Here is an 18,511-nt window from a genome sequence, read left to right as displayed (position 1 = left end):
GAGCAGTCCAGGAGCCTCCTCGGACACGCAATTTATCTGCGGGGTCTCCTTTGGCCTGCACTCCCGCAGGCGTCTTGTGCCAGCGTTCTATTCAGAGCCCATTTTCTAAAGAGGCGACGTTGATCCCTGTACCATAAGTCTTAAACTTGCTTTCTTTATCGGTAAAAAAAAGAAAGCAGAGGCTGAACATCAGTCCGCTTTCCATCTGAAGGAGGATGAAAAATGGCCATTAATGGAAAAATGCCATTAATGGATTCATAAACTTCAAAAACAAAAAGGAAAAGAAACGATTGTACTAATACATCATTTCATCAATCCCTTTGTTATATAACAGTATATCACAAAAATGTCTTTTTTGCGTCTTTTAAAAGCTTGGTCGTTCATTATTTATTTTCTTTTTTCACCGGAATAATCAGTTTTTGGTCGGGAACAATTTGGTCGCGCACCAAACCATTTTCATGTTTTACCCAATCAATGAATGCCTGCTTGGTAAGTCTCGGTGTTTCATCTTTATAATCGGTCGCAATTGACCACAGTGAGTCTCCGTGCTTGACCGTTACTTCTTTATATATCGTTTGATCCGCAGCCACTGTATTCGTTAATGTGAAAAATAAAACGACAGACAAAATGCAAAATAAGATAATAAATGATAATCCTCTGGTTTTTTGCTTCGCTTTCATATTCATTTTTGTTCCCCCTCGTTAGGAATGCTTGTTCTCAAGAACATTTGTTCGTTCTCTCTATTTTAATGCGAACATGTATTTGTGTCAATGTATTTAGAACAAATGTATTTAGAACAAATGTTTGCATCTGTTTTTTTCAAATGCTATACTATTGTCAAGATAAGGAAAAGGAGAAGTATCATGAAACTCTCAAATCGGCAGCAAGCAATCCTTGATTACATAAAACATGAAGTTGCCAGTAAAGGCTACCCCCCTTCTGTACGCGAGATTTGCGATGCCGTTGGGCTTGCATCGAGTTCAACGGTACATGGTCATTTAGCACGACTTGAAAAAAAAGGCTTAATCAGACGTGACCCCACAAAGCCAAGGGCAATCGAGGTTCTCGATCATGATGGAGACATTTTTACTGAGAAAACGGTAAACATTCCGGTGATTGGCAAAGTGACCGCAGGACTTCCGATAAGTGCAGTTGAAAATATTGAAGAATATTTCCCTGTTCCGCTCTCAATCGTTGAAGACGATGACGCATTTATTCTCAATGTAACTGGTGAAAGTATGATTAACGCCGGAATTCTCGACGGCGACAAAGTGATTGTCCGTCAGCAGCGCACTGCAGAAAATGGAGAAATTGTTGTCGCAATGACTGATGAGAATGAAGCAACCGTCAAGCGATTCTTCAAAGAGGAAGACCATATTCGTCTGCAACCGGAAAATCCGTCAATGGATCCGATTTTACTCGATAACTGTGTGATCCTCGGAAAAGTAATCGGTGTATTTCGCACCATCAAATAGCTTCTCTCATCCGTAAATTGCTTTTACAAACTCCTGAAGAATCTCGATCTTCAGGAGTTTTTGTTTATGGAAAAAGAATGATAGCGACGTATTCAGAACCAGAACAACGGTTCAAGTGACAATAAGTTTGGTTTCGTATACAGGTACCGTTCAGTCGGTTAAAATAGAGAAAAGAAAAGGAGGAATGAATGATGAACGAATGGTTGAAAACAGGTTTCCTTATTGGGCTCGGAGCAGCCTCTGCCGGCAAGGAGAAAGTCGAAAAAATACTTAGCGACCTTTCTAATAACGGCAGCGCGGCAGCTGATGAAACGAAGGCGTTGCTGAAAACATTGGGGGATAAAGGAAAGAAAAGTACAGATAATTTGAACCAACAGCTGCATCAAGGAATCAGCGATTCACTTCACGAACTTGGATTTGCCACACATGAAGAACTGGCACAGCTTCAGCATCAAATTGCCGCGTTAGAATCTGAATTTAAGCAATTAAAGGCGGTTGTTAGCCAGAAAGAAAATGAAGAAAAATAACTTTTTTTCAGGTGAAGTGACTATGATTGGAAAACACATTCGTCATCTTAAAAGATATCGGGAAATTGTTTCAGTTCTGGTTAAATACGGATTCGGCTATCTTGTAAAAGATGTCGGCCTGTTTCATTTACTCTCATTACCCAAACAGATTGCGGCTGATTTATCTGGAAACGGGAAAGAGCAGCGGTCATTAGGGCAACGTATACGGCTTATGTTAGAAGAACTCGGACCTACTTTTATTAAACTTGGCCAACTGCTCAGCTTGAGGACCGATATATTACCGGAGCAAATTGCTGACGAACTGCGCAATCTTCAGGATCAGGTTACACCCGTAAACGTAGAATCCATCAAGCAGATTATTGCTGAGGAATTCGGGGCACCCGTTGAAGAAGTCTTTGCTCGTTTTGATGATTCGTGTATCGCCGCGGCTTCAATGGGTCAGGCGCACCATGCTCAATTGAAAAGTGGCGAGGAAGTTGCCGTTAAAATCAGACGTCCTGACATTGAATCTATTGTTGCCAATGACATTGAAATTCTATGGGACTTAGCCTCCCTTGTCGATAAACGGTACGAATGGGCACGCACTTATCAAGTGTTGGATCTCGTGGAAGAATTTTCTACAGCCGTTCATAAAGAATTGGACTATACACGAGAAGCGCGAAACACGAAAAAGCTTTATTCCTTTTTTAGTGATAACGATCAAGTCGTCATTCCTAAGGTTTACGATGATTATTCCTCAGCCCGCGTCTTAACCTTAGACTATATTAACGGTTACAAAGTTCAGGATTTGATTGAGCATACTCCGGCAGGGATTGATAAAACAACGCTCTGTGAATGGCTTGTTCGTTCCTTTCTTGATCAAGCGCTCATCTTCGGCATTTTTCACGGAGATCCTCATCCCGGCAATTTATTCTTCTTCTCCGGAAACAAAATCGGCTACATTGATTTTGGTCAAGTCGGTTATTTAAATGAAACGATGAAACGAGATTTTGGCGATTTAATTATTGGATTAATGAAAGGCAACACAGACTTGTTGGTTCGTACGTTGTCTGTAATGACCGACATTCCAGACGATTTGAATGAGCGTCAGTTCAAAACAGATCTGGATGCACTTCGTGAAAAATATTACATGCTCCCTTTTAAAAAAGTTCACATCGGTAAGGTGGTTCATGATATCTTTGAAGTGACCAAAAAACATCGGATTGGCATTCCAAAGAACTATACACTGCTCGGAAAATCACTCATCACACTCGAGGGAATTATTACCCAACTTGATTGTGAAATAAGCATTCTTGAGCTTGCAGAACCCTATGGTCATAAATTACTCATACACCGGTTGAACCTGACTGATCTCACAAAGAAACTATTCATGAACAGTTATGATGTTGTTGATAACAGCATACACTTGCCTTCTTTATTGCGGAAAACACTCACGCATTTAAATAAAGGGAAAACCCGTGTCGAAATGAAACTTCCTCAATTGGAATTTCTGCTTGCCAAAGTGGATCGCGCTGCGAACCGTATTTCATTCAGTATTATGCTGCTTTCATTCAGCATCATTTTGGCATGTATTATTCTTGGCGAGGCATTCGGTGCTCGATCGCTTATCAGTAACATCCCAATTCTTGGCATAGCGGTCACTATCGTTCTTTTCATGTTTATGATCGTCCTTCTTTCAATTTTCCGCTCCGGCCGTTTTTAAAACCAGAGCTTCCATCACTTTTGGTCAGAATTAATCCTTTGACTCCTCAGTGAACATGCAATGACATCCGCTTCACTGTTTGCCGCTCAAACCTCAGGATGATTTTTTTATCGATCAAGGCGCTTTAATCGATAAATGAAAAACTCGGGAACCAATTGTCGCATCAAGTGTTGCTGCAATGCGATTAAGCTGCGTCTGCACGATAATCGCATTGTCTAACTTCCCCTCTTTATGACGCAAAAGCCGATTGCACTCATCAGATAGAAAGCTGATTTTCTGTTCATCAATTCCTTTTCCTGCCAAAAAAAGTGTAGCTGCTCTATCATACTCCGGGCGTAGCGTAATCCAACGTGCCCCGGGTTTATTTGAGATCATGCGGCAGACACAGCCTTCAGCAGCATCGGCTATCGCGAGCAAAACATCTTGCCGGTCACTAGGTACGGATGTTACCTCTTCTTTCAGCTGTGCAAGCATTGCAGAATCAATCTTATAAGGATGGTCCTGAAACGTGAAAAGACGTTTTATCCTTTTCAATCGTTTCTCACTTCCCGTACATGCGATGAATTGATATTCTGAAATACGTACAAAACTTGGTTTCTTCGACAAACTGATCTGAACCTCTCCCGCATTGCTTGCTTCAACTTGGTTTCCGTCACTCACCACTGATACCCATTGATTCGATGCAATAATTGAAACAAAACTCAAGCACAATCCCTCCTTCAATTCTTCTTCTCTATTATAGAAACAATCCAGTTGAAAAAGAAGTATCGATAACCCTGTCCGCTTATTATTTATGAGCATATCCGTTTGCATTTTTTTCTGTTTGTCATAAAATAGACTCATAAGGTTCAATTTATTGTCACATTTTATATAGAGAAAGTTCTTGAAACGCAAACAAAGATCTGTTTCAAGAATGTGTTCAACTCTGGAGGAGGAACCCAATATGGGAAAAGTAAAAGCAAGTGACGCAGTCGTCAGGTTGCTGGAAAACTGGGGCATTAATCATATTTATGGTATCCCCGGCGACTCCATCGACACGATGGTTGAAGCACTACGCAAAGAAGAAAGCAAAATAAAATTTTACACGGTTCGTCATGAAGAAGTCGCTTCACTCGCAGCCGCAGCTTATTCAAAACTAACCGGAAAAATCGGTGTATGCCTTGCTATTGGCGGTCCTGGTGCGATTCACCTACTCAACGGCATGTATGATGCTAAGATGGATCATGTACCGATGCTTGTACTTGTCGGACATATTCCATCACGTTTGACCGGAACCGATTATTTTCAAGAAGTCGACACAGTGGAACTGTTTAAAGATGTTGCTGTATACAACAAAAAGATCACAAGTGCTGAAAGCTTCCCGGCTGTTGTCAACCAAGCAATCCGCACTGCTTATACAAAACGCGGCGTTGCGGTTCTCTCCATTCCGGATGATATTCCGCTAGGTGAAATTTCCGACAGCGCGCCTCAACTTTCAACGATTTTTGAGAAGAAAACGCCTGGTCTTGTTCAAGATGATTTGAATGATGCTGTTGCCTTAATTAACAAGGCAACAAGCCCGGTCATTTTAGCAGGTGTTGGCGCGAAAAATGCAAAGAATGAACTCAAAGCCTTTGCAGAACGTATCGATGCACCCGTTGCGATTACACTGCCAGGCAAAGGAGCAATTTCAGACTTGCACCCGAACTTTATTGGCAATATTGGCAAAATCGGTACAAAGCCTGCTTATCGAGCAATGAAAAGTTCCGATTTGCTGATCATGATCGGTACCGACTATCCCTATGCAGCGTATCTTCCGGAAGGTGCAAAATGCGTTCAGATCGACATTGATCCTGAAAAAATCGGTAAGCGTTATGCGGTAACCAATGGAATTGTCGGTGATTCTGCTGAAGCGCTCGACTACTTAACCGAACACGTGACACCTGTTTCCGACCGTCCATTCCTGAAAACATGCCAAGACAACATGAAGACTTGGTGGAACTGGATGAATGAGGACCAAGATCAAAAGAAATCACCGATTGCTCCTGAAGCATTGATGGCAGGCATTGAATCCATTTCTGAGGATGACACGATCTATTCTGTGGATGTCGGTACGTCAACCGTTTGGTCAACGCGTTATCTCAGACTTAGAGAAAATCAAGATTTTATTGTTTCCGCATGGCTAGGTACGATGGGATGCGGTCTTCCCGGTGCCATCGCAGCCAAGCAGACATTCCCGGATCGTCAAGCCATTGCCATCACGGGTGATGGTGCCTTTGCCATGGTGATGCAAGACTTTGCTACGGCCGTTCATTACAAAATGCCGATAATTGTTGTCGTTTTAAACAACAAACAATTGGCATTCATTAAATATGAACAACAGTCCGCCGGTCAATTAAAATATGCTGTTGACTTTGGTGATATTGATTATGCCAAGTTTGCAGAAGCATGCGGCGGAAAAGGATTCCGGATTCAAAACTATGAAGAACTCCAGCCGGCTCTGGAACAGGCCAAAGCATCAGACGTACCGGTAATTCTTGATGTTGCTGTAGATGTAAATGCTGCGCCGCTTCCAGGAAAAATTGTGATGGATGAAGCAAAGGGCTATGCACGATTTACGGCGAAATCAATCGCTGAAAATCACAAAATGGAAAAAATGCCGCCGATGAAGACGGTTATGCGCCGATTCCTGTAATCAATTTTTATAATAAAGTCAAAAAAGGATCTGCCCGTAAAGGGGCAGATCCTTTTCTGATTCACAAGGCTTTATTTTTCAACAACAGCATGTCCGCCAAATTCATTACGCAAGGCAGCAACCACTTTGCCAGAGAACGTATCGTTTTCCAGAGAACGATAACGCATCAAAAGTGATAGAGCAATGACCGGAGTCGGTACTTGCATATCAAGAGCGGTCTCCAGCGTCCATTTTCCTTCACCAGATGAGGACATTACCCCACTCAGCTTCTCTAGATTACCATCCTTTGAAAAAGCATCTTCAAGAAGTTCCACAAGCCAGCTGCGGATCACTGAACCATGGTTCCACACCTTTGCCACAGCCTGATTATCGTAATCAAATTCACTTTTCTGCAAAACTTCAAACCCTTCGGCAAGCGACTGCATCATGCCATATTCGACGCCATTATGAACCATTTTTAAGAAATGGCCACTCCCTGCTTTCCCCGTATAGAGATAGCCATCCTCAACCGATATCGCTTTAAAGAGTGGTTCGAGATAGCTAAAGGATCGTTCTTCTCCGCCGACCATGATACAAGCACCATGGCGCGCACCGCTCATCCCGCCGGATGTACCGACATCCATAAATGAGATGCCTTGTTGTTTACATAGCGCGTAACGGCGAAGTGTATCTGTGTAGCGTGAGTTGCCTCCATCAAGCACAATATCGCCTTCGTCAAGCAGAGGAAGAAGCGTTTTGAGCGTTTGTTCTGTCGGATCCCCTGCTGGAACCATCAGCCAGAATACCCGAGGCGTGTTAAGGCTGTTTACCAACTTTTCTACTGAAGTGAAACCTTCAATCCCTTCAGTTTCTTGTGCTTTTTTTACAGCTGCTTCGGACAGGTCGAAGGCGTTAACCGCAAAACCATGTTCAGACATATTAAGTGCAAGGTTGTACCCCATCTTTCCCAATCCAATAAGTCCGATCTTCATTTCAATCACCTATTTTATCAAAATTTATGTTTTTCTCTTCTTTAAGTTTAACCCATTCGGCCAGGTTCTCCAAATCAAATGTTTTTTTCAACACCCACAATCCACTCAAGTACAAAATTCCACAACAATCTTCACTTCAGTAAAGACGGAGGCATTTTCCATGTACCAATTAAGCAGGATCGGGAGGCATGTGCCGTAGCACTTCAGCTGGGTCTCGATATACATCTGCAAACAGGATGATCATCAGGAGCAGGATACTCACAAACGCGAAATAACTCGTTGTTGATAAATAGGGACGTGTATCACGCAGATAAGCACGGAATTGTAAGTCTTTTCCCTCTAACATTCGTCCGTTGACCCTTAAAGAACCGCCTCGATACAAATCTCTCTGTTCGAATAATCCTTTTCCATGGATCGCCAAGTCTAGATAACTCTGCTGCTGATTGCCAATCATCGAAACCGTTAAGACATACTTCTTCTTGCCGCGAAAAGGGCGAACAAAATTAAAATCGGAAAGTGTTCCTCTCTTCAAGTCATGTTTTGTAAATCGCTTCGTTTGTCCTTCATCCCCAGATCGAGAGCGAAGTGTTACTTGATATGTGCCCTCCCCTTTTGAACGAGACATTCCTAATGAGATATGATCAAATGACCGATCCGCATAAAAGGTTTGTGAAACATTCTGGTTAAGCGAAACTCGAGCTTGAAGCGAGCCTTTGCGCTGATTTTGATTTATCGCATAGCGGTATTGCACATCACTCTCTTGTGTGATCGCACGGAAATGGAAAACAGTAACAGCTAAAAGCAGGATCACAAGCAGATGTGCGGCACGCTGACTCGTTATTGGCCACAGCGAGCGATGCATCTGCCTCTTTTCACTGAGCCACTGCTGCAACCTGGAAACGCCATAACAATTCATAATTAGAAATGGGAAGAAGAACAGTAGCGCATAGCGAGGCTCTGCTTCCCAAACAAAAATATAAAACACGAAATTGCCAAAGAGCATAATTTGCAACAACAGATCCGTATCGATTTGCTTTTTACGATACGAACGAAGTGCAGAACAAAGAAGAAAAAACAAATTGGCACAGTGGAAGGCTTGAATGATTAGAAGAAATAACGCGCGTTGTCCTCCAATTAAATAATCGTACATCAAGGAGTGTGTTGATGTATTTCCCAGATACCAATAGTAGCCCATCGAGCCATCTGCATAGACGCGGAACGCTTTAACAAACCACAGAGATACCAGTGCTCCGATTGATTTCTCATGCAGCCTTTTCTTGATTTCATCAGTCGTCACTTTTCTTTTCTCTTCCTGCGTCTCTTTGTTGAATGTTCGTTGAAAATCTTTGTAATTATACCGACCTTGTTCGGACAGGCCAAGCATGATCCAGTGTGTCGTCGGCATCTTCACACGATCGTTTGACTTAAGATGCATTCCTTCAGCCAGCTGCACCACTGAGTTTTGCATGATGAGCAATGCACCAAGCGTCACAACACTAAGAATCAAAACCTGTTTCATACGCTTCTGTAAGAGCAGATAAATGATTAGTGCGGGCAAAAAAAGAATTAGATTCTGGCGAATAACGCAGCCGGCAGCGAGCAGGAGACAAAACAAAACACCATAATGCTTGTTGCCCTGCTCATAGCGCATCCATAAATAGATCAAAAGCGGTGGCATCATAATCATCAAAGTATCCGAGTAAAAGTAAAGCGAATAGAAAAACAATGGGAAACAAGTAGCGATCAGCACGAAAAAAAACACACTCATCCTCAATCCGAAAACCATCTTAACGATCTTTGCTGAGAAAAAAATAGCGCAATTTAACACAGTCATACAGAGCAAATGGTCAAGGAACAACAATGCATCGACCGACTGAAATGGAAAGATGTGGTAAAGGCCATAGCGGATCAGCAGCAAAGGGAGATTATTCGGATAGATCTGAAAATAAATTGTGCTTGCATCATTTCTGTTTGTTTCCAATAAATGATAGGCTTTCATAAACACATGCCCGCCATCTATTTCAGGAGGCTGGACCCCTGAAAATACGATTAGGAGGAAAAGTTCATAGACACCAATCACAGCCACCAGCAAAAAGCGTAAGCGATACACCGTTTTCTCATGACACGCACATAACAAGCGGTGCATCGACAGTAAGAAAAGTATAAAAACAACCGTTAATAGCAACAGGATCCAGGTTAAGTCCAACGCTGAGTAGGCAAGATTTCCGTAATTTAAATAGGTCCCAAGAAAAAGCGGACCTGCACTGCTCATCAGCAAAAAAACCCCGCCAAACAGAACAAACGCCCCTGAAAATAATTGAATTAATCGACGTTTACCAGCCAAAAATGCTCACACCCAGAAGATCTGATTTTCAGTAATTACTGGACTAGTATTTGTCAAAACCACTGCTATTATCACATTTCAGACATAAAAAAAGCGGCCGATGCTACAGCCGCTTTTAACTCATTGGAATAATGTTTTATTCTTATGCTTATTTATTTACTTCTTACGGGCTTTTTCCAAAGTCCAAGAATTAACCCGGAAACAATTGATCCAATGATAATCGAAACCAAGAACAGAATCGGGTGATTACCAAGGAGTACAACGAAGATGCCGCCATGAGGTGCCGGAATATTAATGTTCCAAAACTGAGTTAATCCCCCAGCAATTGCAGCACCAATCACACTCGAACCAATGATATGAAGCGGATCGGCAGCTGCAAAAGGAATTGCACCTTCTGTAATAAACGATAAACCGAGCACATAGTTTGTTATACCTGCTTTGCGTTCTTCTTCAGTAAATTTGTTTTTAAAGAGCGATGAAGCTAAAGCGATCGCAATCGGCGGTACCATTCCACCCGCCATTACGGCAGCCATCATTAAACCATTTTCGTTGCCGCTGCTTGTAAAGACACCAATCGCAAAGGTATAAGCAGCCTTATTTACCGGGCCGCCCATATCAACGGCCATCATACCGCCAAGAACAACACCAAGCAAAACTGCATTTCCTGTTCCAAGATGGTTCAAACCGCCAATCAATCCCGTGTTAATCCATTCAAAAATTGGGTTAAGGATGTAGTACATTAATCCTCCCGTAATCAACAGACCCAAAACAGGATAGAGCAGAATCGGTTTTATACCGTCCAAAGTACGCGGAAGACCGCTAAATACTTTTTTCAGCAAGATAATCACCCATCCGGCGAGGAAACCAGCGGCAAGACCGCCAAGGAAACCGGCATTCGCACTTGCTGCCAGAAAACCGCCAACCATACCAGGCATCAACGCCGGTCGATCACCGATACTCATCGCGATAAATCCTGCGAGAATTGGTATTAAGAAGTGAAAGGCTCCTGTGCCTCCCCCGGCAATCGCACTAAGCATCTGAAAAATTGTATTATCTTTGCCTAGATGTTCAAAAAGGAACGAAATGGCAAGTAAAATACCACCACCAACGACAAACGGCAGCATATGTGAAATACCGTTCATCAGATCCTTATAAATCTTGTTCCAAACCGATTCCTTGCCGACTTGCTCGCTTTCTTCAGCTTCACTGCCTTCTGCGTGGTATACAGGTGCTTGGCCATGCAGTGCTTTATTGATTAGTTCTTCCGGTTTGCGAATCCCATCGCTTACCGGGGTTTGCAGTACTTTTTTACCGTCAAAACGAGCCATTTCAACTTTCTTGTCTGCAGCAACAATGACTCCGGCAGCACGGGCAATCTCATCTTTAGTGAGCACATGCTTTGCCCCTTCTGAGCCATTTGTTTCAACACGAATAGCTACGCCCATTTCTTTTGCCTTTTTCTTCAAAGCGTCTTCAGCCATGTAGGTGTGTGCAATTCCCGTTGGGCAGGCGGTAACGGCAACTACGAATTGCTCTTCAGATGATGCTTGAAGTGCATGGGTGTTTTTATCTTCTGCCTCTCTCGCTTCTTCTGCATCATGCTCTGCTTGCTTTTCATTAAAAAGTTGGGCAACCTCATGTGCCGTGCCTGCTTGTTTTACTTGTTCAACAAAATCGTGGTCAATCAGCAGTCGGGACAATGCTGCCAGCGTTTGCAGATGGACATCAGCTGCTCCTTCAGGGGCTGCAATCATAAAGAATAGGTATGAAGGTTGTCCATCAAGGGCTTTGTAATCAATCCCTTTTTTGCTATGGCCAAAAACAACGGTTGCTTTATTGACCGCTTTTGTTTTTGCATGAGGCATTGCGATTCCATCGCCAATACCGGTGCTTGATTGTGCTTCACGCTTCAAAATCATTTCTTTGAAGAGTTCTGGATCATTAATTCGATTATTTTTTTCAAGACTGGAAATCAGCTCATCGATTGCGCCCTCTTTAGTTGTCGCTTTCATGTCCAAAACCATAGCGCTTTCAATCATTAAATCCGTAATTCTCATCGAAGTTCCACTCCTTTTTACTAATCTAAGTCTGCGGAGCATCATCGTTCAGATACTGGTTTGAGGTAATCGGTTTCATTTATTATCAAAAACAAAACTTCGTTTTATCCAGTAAAAACTGAACGTATTGGCTGATCAATCTCAGCGATTACCTACCGATCAGCTGCTTCTTGATCAGCTACATAGATCTCCGTTTTTTCGGTGACTTTGAAGCCATCTAAGTCAGGCAGATGGTCGGTTATGATGATCGCTTCAGCGAGATCAAAAATCTTGCAAAAAGAGATCTCAGAGAACTTGCTGCTGTCCGACACAATGTAAGTTCGTTGTGCAAGATCATGTGCGCGCCGCTTCAGCGCTGCTTCTTCCGGATCCGGAGTCGTATAGCCCATTGACGGATCAATGCCATTTACGCCAATGAATGCAGTATCAAACCGAAATAAATTGATCGCTTGCAGTGCCAAACTTCCAATGACGGCTTTTGTCGTTGATTTCATTTGTCCACCCAACAAATAGCAAATGATCTTCTTTCGAACGAGCAGGTCAACATGTGCAGGACCATTGGTGACAACGGTTACATTTTTTGCTGTAATAAAATGAATCATTTCTAATGTCGTTGTTCCGGCATCTAGGAATATACAATCATTATCTTTGATTTTCGTCGCAGCTAATCGCGCAACCGCTTTCTTTTGCTGCACATTTTTAAGCGTTTTTGACTCCATATCCAGTTCATCATTTACCTTCCGTAGAAGTGATGCACCACCATGCACACGCCGGAGAAGATGACGGCTCTCTAGTTCTTGCAAATCCCGCCGAACAGTGGATTCAGAAGCATTGAGCATCGAAACGAGTTCTTTCAACTTAACCACATGGTCAACTGCTAAAGTCTTCAAGATCATCAGCTGTCTTTCTTCAGCCAACATATTCATTCCTCCACACAACCTATTGTACCACTTTTCTCTTCAAAATCAATCAAATGATTTCAAAATCATTCTTTCTCCGTAGCGCTTATTGAATGAATGTGACTGGTTTTGATTTAGATTTTGTTCGCTTTCCGTCCGATCAGCAATATAAAATCACACGTAATGATGGAGGTTTCCTGATTCAAAAAATTTTGGCGCGCGGGTTCTGGTACGTTCCAAGTAAGCGGAGTCATGCATAGCAAATCACTCAATCCTGCTTTATCGAGCTGTACTGTATAGTAAAGATGATGCATTTCAGATTCAGGATAATGCTCTTTAAACAGACGAAGTGTTTCAACATTCGAGTAGTTGGCTCTAGCAGTGCCGTAAAATGCACGGCGCAACTCTTGAAGATAGTGTTCTCCTGGTATGACTTTAATGACAGAACCACCGGATTCAAGTAACGAATCAAATGCATCATAGTTTGATGGCGACAGAATATTAAGCAAAAATTGAAAGCTGTGTTTTTGATAAGGAGGCTGCGCGAGATCTCCGACGAACCAGATTTGATTCGGATAGTGTTTTGCAGATAATTGAATACCTGGTTTGGCAAGATCAATACCACAGCCCGTAATTTGTTTCGAAGTCTGTTGTGAAAGAGCGTCACAAATAGCTGCCAGATGCGATCCTTCACCGCAACCTAAATCGAGGATCGTCGATTGTTGAGCCATGTTGCTGCTCATCTGCTTATCTATATCGTTTACGATACGTTCCATGAGCGGATTAAAAAACTGATGTCCAACAATGATTCTTCGACGTGCTTCAAAAAGCTGCTTATCATAATGGGTATGCACAGCTTTTGTTAGCAGATTGACATACCCTTGTTTGGCGATATCGAAGGTGTGTGCATGCGGACACCTTAAGCTCCTTTGTTCATTAACAAGCGTAAACGCTTCTCCACAAAGCGGACAATGAAAGAGTTGCAGCTCCTGCTGCATTTTTTCAGCGCATCGCATCTTATTATTCATACATCACACAACCTTGTCTACGAATTACCGTTGATTTATCGGCAAATTAACTCATTGACACATTATAACACAGCGTGTGCCGCTTGGTTTTTTTGTCACGGTTCGAAAAATGGGTGAATACACTAAGGCATAAAGGAGAGATGATGATGAGTTATCCGTACGAAGAAAACAATCAGTCACTTTTTGTTCCTCATGAAATGAATGATCGAAATGTAAATCAGTCCACTGACAACACACAAGCACTAAATAACCTATGCCGAAAATACATGAATTACTATGTCATTGCACAGATGGCCGATGGCACACAAATGGAAGGAATCGTCGAAGAGGTTACTGATCAAGGGGTAATCATGCTGGTACCTGAGGACGCTGAACCTGAAGCTGACTCGCGTTTTTTCTATGGCCCTAGACCGCGTCGAAGATTTCGAAGGTTTAATCGTTTTCTATTCCCATTCTTCCTATTTGCGACCCCATTTCTTTATCCTTTCCCATTTTATTATTAAGGGTTCCTGTACTATAAAGACTGTCATTAGGGATGAAACGATTTCGTGGCAAATACGACACTTGAGCGTCTCACTCCAGTGTGCTTGCTTAAATCATAAGGAGGGCATCTAAATGTCAAACAGACGTCTAGATGTCCTCCTTATTTTTAACTTCATTTCTATTAAAGTGTTTCATCAATCGTCCCGAGTGTAAGTATTGCCGATCCTCCTGCTTCCATCCAAGTTCCAAAGGTGACCAAATGATCAAACAAAGTATAATCTTCGCCTTTCGTAAGCAAACGATTTCTCCCCATGACTTGAATAGAGTTACCGATACATACCAACAGGGTGCCAATAATCCGATACATCTTTCTCCAAAAAATTGGATCGGTTGCTACAACAAAGGATGCCAATACTTCTTTAAGATTCGAGGAAATTGCCCGTTTCAACAAGATACGATCATCATCTTCGTCTCGAATAAACTGAAGAACAAAAGAGCCATAACCAATAACGGTAAGCGCCAGTCCTAATTGTTTCGACGGGTTATTGGAGGCGAGATCAATAAGTGCCGCACCTGCCCCAACTTGGATGATGCTGCCTAAAAGGATTAATTGATCCTGAGTTTCGCGATCCAGCGTTTTAATCGGCGTCTGGCCGATAGCAGCCATCACTTTTCCAATCGTAATGGATAAGAGTGCGAAATCCTCTGATAATTCTTTTCTATTCACAGAGATCCCACCTCCTTCTCCCAATGGCATTACTCCTTCATATGCACGCAACAACTGAATGGAGTTTTGTCAGATCCATTGGTTATGAAGCGGTCTTGCTTCTTGCTTTAAGGATTGCAGTTGCAACGGTTGGTGCAATAATACATGCCGCTACTGCTTCGGCAATACCGTTTGTAAACACAATGGCTAATAGCGCTGGCAGCAACTGGGTGACGTCCATATGCAAGGCATTGGCATAGGGTTGTCGATAGAATAAATAAATCAATCCCAGCACGAGAACCGTGTTCGTCAAAGCGCCAAGCAGTGATGCAATCGACATACTGACATAGTGTGGGCATCCCATTTTTTTTAGCTTCAGGTACACATTCCCGGAAATAATCCCGATCATGATACGAGGAAAAACAGAAATGAGCGGATTCGTAAAAACAATGGGCGCAACAGGACTAGTTGGAAAAGTAAATGCGCGAATAAAAGTAGTCATTCCCCATACGCCGCCAATAATAGCACCGCCAGTTGGTCCAAGAACAATTGCTGCGATAATTACCGTAATGTGGATAATCGTGAGACTTAAAGCAACCATTGGAATATAGCCCAGAAATGGAACAAAGTTTTGCAGAAGGATAATAGCGGTAAATATGCTTAGTAAAACTAAGCGATAAGTGGCATTCTTGCTCTCGTTTCTCATGGTAATCTCCTTAGTTTGTTTTTCTAACAAAAAGTGTTTTAATTGAATTATAAAGCTTGGTTTATCGAAAACAAAGAAAAACTTATGTTTAAACAATGTGCTTTTCATTCTTAATCTTTTTAACTAGTGTTAAGCTGTAAGAAATCCCCCATTCAGGCTACTAAGAAAAACCGGGCAAAAAGCGCCTGGTCCCTAATCTCCAACCATGTTTGATGGGCTCGTATCTTTTCGGTGCTGAATCGTCGCTTCGGTTGTTCGCTTGCCGCGGGCGCCAGAGCACCTGCGCTTTTGATGTACAGTCTTTTGCGTGACCAATAATCCCATACTTTCTTATCCTGTAAAAAAAGATCCCTGCAATCGGGATCCATAAAATAGTGTTTTGGGAGTTATTGCTAAAGGTTCAACATCCACCTTTTTAGTTCAAATGACAACAATAACATTGGGTTTCGTTATCGATCATCAAAAATCTCTTAATAATAAATTAAGGTGAATCCTGCGATCGGTCATGCAAATCCAATTTACTTCGGATGGGAATTAAAGTTAGAGAGGAAAAATGAAACATCAAACGTACTTGGGCTCGTCGTACGATTGAATCATTAAGTATTTGGGGTCGGATTTACAGAAGTTTCGCTATTGATTCACCTTAAATTTACTAACAATCGATCCTATCGATCAACCATTAATATCATAGCTCATTTTTCCACGCACCAACAACGAATTTATGATGCGTAACCCCGCATATTTTGTGCGGGGTCACGCATCATCCCGCATCTGACCCTGAACGTTCTTCCTGTTTTTCAACGGTTAGCCCGTATTCAAACGAAAATGCAAAAGCAGTATTGCTAATAGGCAGCACTGCTTTGATAAAGGAAACAGTCTATTTTCTTGAGCGATAAGACTCATCGTTACAAATAATTGAACAATGACGCAGCGCAACAGCAATAGAACTTAAGGCCGATAAATCTTTACGATTATTTCGGTATATATTAACAAAGAGTTTAGCTGTTTTCACTTTCTGCTTCCAAGTCAGTCGTTCTGGACGTGAAAGAACAGGTTGTTTCATTCTCATTGATCCATCCTTTCCAGCAATGTTTCGAGCAACCCTTTGGGAAACAGTATGGTCATTATTTGATATTCCTAAACAGGGGAAATGGTTACTCTAGACATCCTAAGGACAGATTAGTGAAATGCAGGTTAACGGATCTTACTTTGTCGTCGTTTTTTTCCTGTTTTGCCCGAACGCATAATAACTGATCACAATAAGTGCTAGGAAAACAACTCCCACAACAAGCGATAAACGTGTTTCCGGATTAAATGCCATCCCAATTAAGATGACAATCAAAAAAATGATCGTCGTGTAGTTTGAGAAGGGCACAAGCGGTAACTTAAATGGATGATTCGCATTTTCTGCATTCGTTCTGAGCTTTCTAAAGCGCATTTGACTGATTAAGATGACAAACCATGGAACCATTCCCGGTAAGACACTTGCGCTATATACATAAACAAAAATTCGATCCGGCGCAAGATAGTTTAACGCAACTCCGATTGCCAATCCGATCAGTACTGCAATGGTTCCGTATAACGGCACACCAGAACGTGAGGTTTTCATAAAATACTTAGGCGCTAGCCCCAATGCACTAAGTGTATAAAGCATGCGGCCGGCACTAAAAATCCCGCTATTGCAACCTGATAAAGCTGCGGTAATGACAACAAAGTTGATGATCCCAGCTGCGGTTGTAATGCCGATTTTTGAAAACGTAGTGACAAAAGGACTGCCAAGTGATTGAAGCTCATTCCACGGATAAACCGTTACAATGATAAATATAGCGCCTAAATAAAAAATTAAAATCCGCCAAATAATATTCTGAATTGCATGAGTAAGCGTTTTTTGTGGGTTTTTTGCTTCGCCTGCTGTAATTCCAATAAGCTCAACCCCTTGAAAAGCGGCAATAACGAGAGATAAGGAAAAGAAAAACCCCTTCCATCCACCGGTAAAAAATCCCCCATGTGCCCATAAATTTGCTAAACCGATCGCTTTGCCGCCATTTCCTAGTCCAAAGAAAATTAAACCGAGACCGGCAATAATCATTAATACGATCGTCACTACTTTGATCATTGCAAACCAAAACTCAAATTCACCGAATGATCGAACGGAAACTAGATTTGCCGTTCCAAGTATAAGTACTGCAATGACGCTGGGAATCCATGCAGGTAGTTCAGGAAACCAAAACTTCATATAACTACCTACAGCAATCACTTCCGACATCCCCACGATGATCCATTGAAACCAGTTGCTCCAGGCAGTCAAATAACCCGCTAGTGGATGAATATACGCATAGCCGAACTTTGCAAATGAACCTGTACTCGGTTCATCATACAGCATTTCGCCCATCGCACGCATGATAAAGAAAATAAACAGTCCGCTTATTGCATAAGCAAGCAATACGGATGGTCCTGTCCATTTAATCGTACTGGCTGATCCCATAAAAAGACCAACACCAATTGTGCCGCCTAACGCAATCATTTGAATATGGCGTGCACTCAAGCCTCTTTTTAATTTCATTTTTAAACTCATCCTTCTGTTGTTTTCTCTATGTAACATAACTGTAATTATAACTGTAAGAAAGAGCACGAATCAAGGACGCAAATACTCAATCATTGTCTTCTGGCCTTTTTGTTTTTCCTTTAATTGTAAACCAGGGGTACCAAAATGCTCCGAGAATATTCACAATGAGCAAAGCCGAAATTATCCCCAAAATATAACTTGATTTATTATTTCCAAATACATAGCATGGTACAAGCCAAACGAAAAGGATCATAATAATACTATTTACAAAACAAGAAATTTTTGGGTGCGTTTGAAAATATTCTTTTGATTTTTTCAAGAAATGCCCCTCCTCTCCCTAAACAGACAAAAACCCCTTAAAGCCGTACGGCTC

At 42.0% G+C, this 18,511-nt stretch carries 16 protein-coding genes; 5 read left to right on the top strand and 11 right to left on the bottom strand.

Going from position 1 to position 18,511, the window contains the following annotated elements; all coding sequences use genetic code 11:
• Positions 1 to 383 precede the first annotated feature (383 nt).
• Positions 384 to 686, bottom strand: a complete 303-nt coding sequence (gene yneA / locus SIN01_RS01715; RefSeq protein ID WP_010023400.1) for a cell division suppressor protein YneA — start codon at positions 684 to 686, stop codon at positions 384 to 386.
• A gap of 174 nt (positions 687 to 860) precedes the next feature.
• Here yneA and lexA point away from each other — a divergent pair, with 174 nt between their 5' ends.
• The 3 genes from lexA to SIN01_RS01700 all read left to right on the top strand — a co-directional run bounded on the left by lexA (position 861) and on the right by SIN01_RS01700 (position 3,704).
• Positions 861 to 1,475: a transcriptional repressor LexA gene (gene lexA, locus SIN01_RS01710; protein WP_029548073.1), complete on the top strand. Its 615-nt coding sequence runs from the start codon at positions 861 to 863 to the stop codon at positions 1,473 to 1,475.
• Positions 1,476 to 1,663: 188 nt separating this feature from the next.
• Positions 1,664 to 2,002 carry a phasin family protein gene (locus SIN01_RS01705; protein ID WP_141305920.1) on the top strand — a complete coding sequence of 113 codons (339 nt, stop codon included), beginning with the start codon at positions 1,664 to 1,666 and terminating at the stop codon, positions 2,000 to 2,002.
• A gap of 22 nt (positions 2,003 to 2,024) precedes the next feature.
• Positions 2,025 to 3,704: an ABC1 kinase family protein gene (locus SIN01_RS01700; protein ID WP_029548074.1), complete on the top strand. Its 1,680-nt coding sequence runs from the start codon at positions 2,025 to 2,027 to the stop codon at positions 3,702 to 3,704.
• 114 nt (positions 3,705 to 3,818) lie between these two features.
• Here the strand turns inward: SIN01_RS01700 and SIN01_RS01695 are convergent, their stop codons facing one another.
• A complete protein-coding gene (locus SIN01_RS01695; RefSeq protein WP_010023407.1) occupies positions 3,819 to 4,409 on the bottom strand; it encodes a hypothetical protein in 591 nt (196 codons plus the stop codon).
• 238 nt (positions 4,410 to 4,647) lie between these two features.
• Here SIN01_RS01695 and SIN01_RS01690 point away from each other — a divergent pair, with 238 nt between their 5' ends.
• Positions 4,648 to 6,378 carry a pyruvate oxidase gene (locus SIN01_RS01690; protein ID WP_010023409.1) on the top strand — a complete coding sequence of 577 codons (1,731 nt, stop codon included), beginning with the start codon at positions 4,648 to 4,650 and terminating at the stop codon, positions 6,376 to 6,378.
• 71 nt (positions 6,379 to 6,449) lie between these two features.
• Here SIN01_RS01690 and gnd read toward each other — a convergent pair whose 3' ends face one another.
• From gnd to SIN01_RS01665, 5 genes are all read right to left on the bottom strand, one after another.
• Entirely contained in the window at positions 6,450 to 7,349 is a 900-nt protein-coding gene (gnd, locus tag SIN01_RS01685; protein WP_010023410.1) for a phosphogluconate dehydrogenase (NAD(+)-dependent, decarboxylating), read from the bottom strand.
• Positions 7,350 to 7,518: 169 nt separating this feature from the next.
• Positions 7,519 to 9,693, bottom strand: a complete 2,175-nt coding sequence (locus SIN01_RS01680) for a glycosyltransferase-like membrane protein (RefSeq protein ID WP_047034763.1) — start codon at positions 9,691 to 9,693, stop codon at positions 7,519 to 7,521.
• 152 nt (positions 9,694 to 9,845) lie between these two features.
• Complete coding sequence (locus SIN01_RS01675) at positions 9,846 to 11,750, bottom strand: PTS fructose transporter subunit IIABC (RefSeq protein WP_047034764.1); 1,905 nt, start codon at positions 11,748 to 11,750, stop codon at positions 9,846 to 9,848.
• Between the two features lie 152 nt (positions 11,751 to 11,902).
• A complete protein-coding gene (locus tag SIN01_RS01670) occupies positions 11,903 to 12,670 on the bottom strand; it encodes a DeoR/GlpR family DNA-binding transcription regulator (protein ID WP_010025388.1) in 768 nt (255 codons plus the stop codon).
• 113 nt (positions 12,671 to 12,783) lie between these two features.
• Positions 12,784 to 13,677: a putative RNA methyltransferase gene (locus SIN01_RS01665; protein ID WP_010025389.1), complete on the bottom strand. Its 894-nt coding sequence runs from the start codon at positions 13,675 to 13,677 to the stop codon at positions 12,784 to 12,786.
• Positions 13,678 to 13,823: 146 nt separating this feature from the next.
• On the opposite strand from SIN01_RS01665, the gene SIN01_RS01660 reads away from it, so the two are divergent.
• Positions 13,824 to 14,180, top strand: coding sequence for a hypothetical protein (locus tag SIN01_RS01660; protein WP_010025390.1), 357 nt, complete (start codon positions 13,824 to 13,826; stop codon positions 14,178 to 14,180).
• A 161-nt stretch (positions 14,181 to 14,341) separates the two neighbouring features.
• On the opposite strand, the gene SIN01_RS01655 is transcribed toward SIN01_RS01660, so the two are convergent.
• From SIN01_RS01655 to SIN01_RS01640, 4 genes are all read right to left on the bottom strand, one after another.
• A complete protein-coding gene (locus tag SIN01_RS01655) occupies positions 14,342 to 14,887 on the bottom strand; it encodes a DUF6944 family repetitive protein (protein ID WP_010025391.1) in 546 nt (181 codons plus the stop codon).
• 82 nt (positions 14,888 to 14,969) lie between these two features.
• Positions 14,970 to 15,572 (bottom strand): ECF transporter S component, encoded by a 603-nt coding sequence (locus tag SIN01_RS01650; RefSeq protein ID WP_010025392.1) that lies wholly within the window; start codon positions 15,570 to 15,572, stop codon positions 14,970 to 14,972.
• A gap of 1,204 nt (positions 15,573 to 16,776) precedes the next feature.
• Complete coding sequence (locus tag SIN01_RS01645) at positions 16,777 to 18,135, bottom strand: amino acid permease (RefSeq protein WP_141305919.1); 1,359 nt, start codon at positions 18,133 to 18,135, stop codon at positions 16,777 to 16,779.
• Positions 18,136 to 18,223: 88 nt separating this feature from the next.
• Complete coding sequence (locus SIN01_RS01640) at positions 18,224 to 18,457, bottom strand: hypothetical protein (protein WP_010027761.1); 234 nt, start codon at positions 18,455 to 18,457, stop codon at positions 18,224 to 18,226.
• Positions 18,458 to 18,511: the final 54 nt, after the last annotated feature.

The sequence above is a fragment of the Sporolactobacillus inulinus genome, from assembly GCF_006539285.1.
In the GTDB taxonomy this organism is placed as follows: Bacteria; Bacillota; Bacilli; order Bacillales; family Sporolactobacillaceae; genus Sporolactobacillus; species Sporolactobacillus inulinus.
This window is presented reverse-complemented; position numbering and strand designations above follow the sequence as displayed.

Excerpts from the sequence above, each read along its gene's own strand:
- SIN01_RS01705 (WP_141305920.1), top strand. The coding sequence starts at position 1,664 with ATGATGAACGAATGGTTGAAAACAGGTTTCCTTATTGGGCTCGGAGCA.
- SIN01_RS01650 (WP_010025392.1), bottom strand. The coding sequence starts at position 15,572 with ATGAGAAACGAGAGCAAGAATGCCACTTATCGCTTAGTTTTACTAAGC.
- SIN01_RS01660 (WP_010025390.1), top strand. The coding sequence starts at position 13,824 with ATGAGTTATCCGTACGAAGAAAACAATCAGTCACTTTTTGTTCCTCAT.
- SIN01_RS01700 (WP_029548074.1), top strand. The coding sequence starts at position 2,025 with ATGATTGGAAAACACATTCGTCATCTTAAAAGATATCGGGAAATTGTT.
- SIN01_RS01665 (WP_010025389.1), bottom strand. The coding sequence starts at position 13,677 with ATGAATAATAAGATGCGATGCGCTGAAAAAATGCAGCAGGAGCTGCAA.
- SIN01_RS01675 (WP_047034764.1), bottom strand. The coding sequence starts at position 11,750 with ATGAGAATTACGGATTTAATGATTGAAAGCGCTATGGTTTTGGACATG.
- gnd (WP_010023410.1), bottom strand. The coding sequence starts at position 7,349 with ATGAAGATCGGACTTATTGGATTGGGAAAGATGGGGTACAACCTTGCA.
- yneA (WP_010023400.1), bottom strand. The coding sequence starts at position 686 with ATGAATATGAAAGCGAAGCAAAAAACCAGAGGATTATCATTTATTATC.
- SIN01_RS01670 (WP_010025388.1), bottom strand. The coding sequence starts at position 12,670 with ATGTTGGCTGAAGAAAGACAGCTGATGATCTTGAAGACTTTAGCAGTT.
- SIN01_RS01690 (WP_010023409.1), top strand. The coding sequence starts at position 4,648 with ATGGGAAAAGTAAAAGCAAGTGACGCAGTCGTCAGGTTGCTGGAAAAC.
- SIN01_RS01645 (WP_141305919.1), bottom strand. The coding sequence starts at position 18,135 with ATGAAATTAAAAAGAGGCTTGAGTGCACGCCATATTCAAATGATTGCG.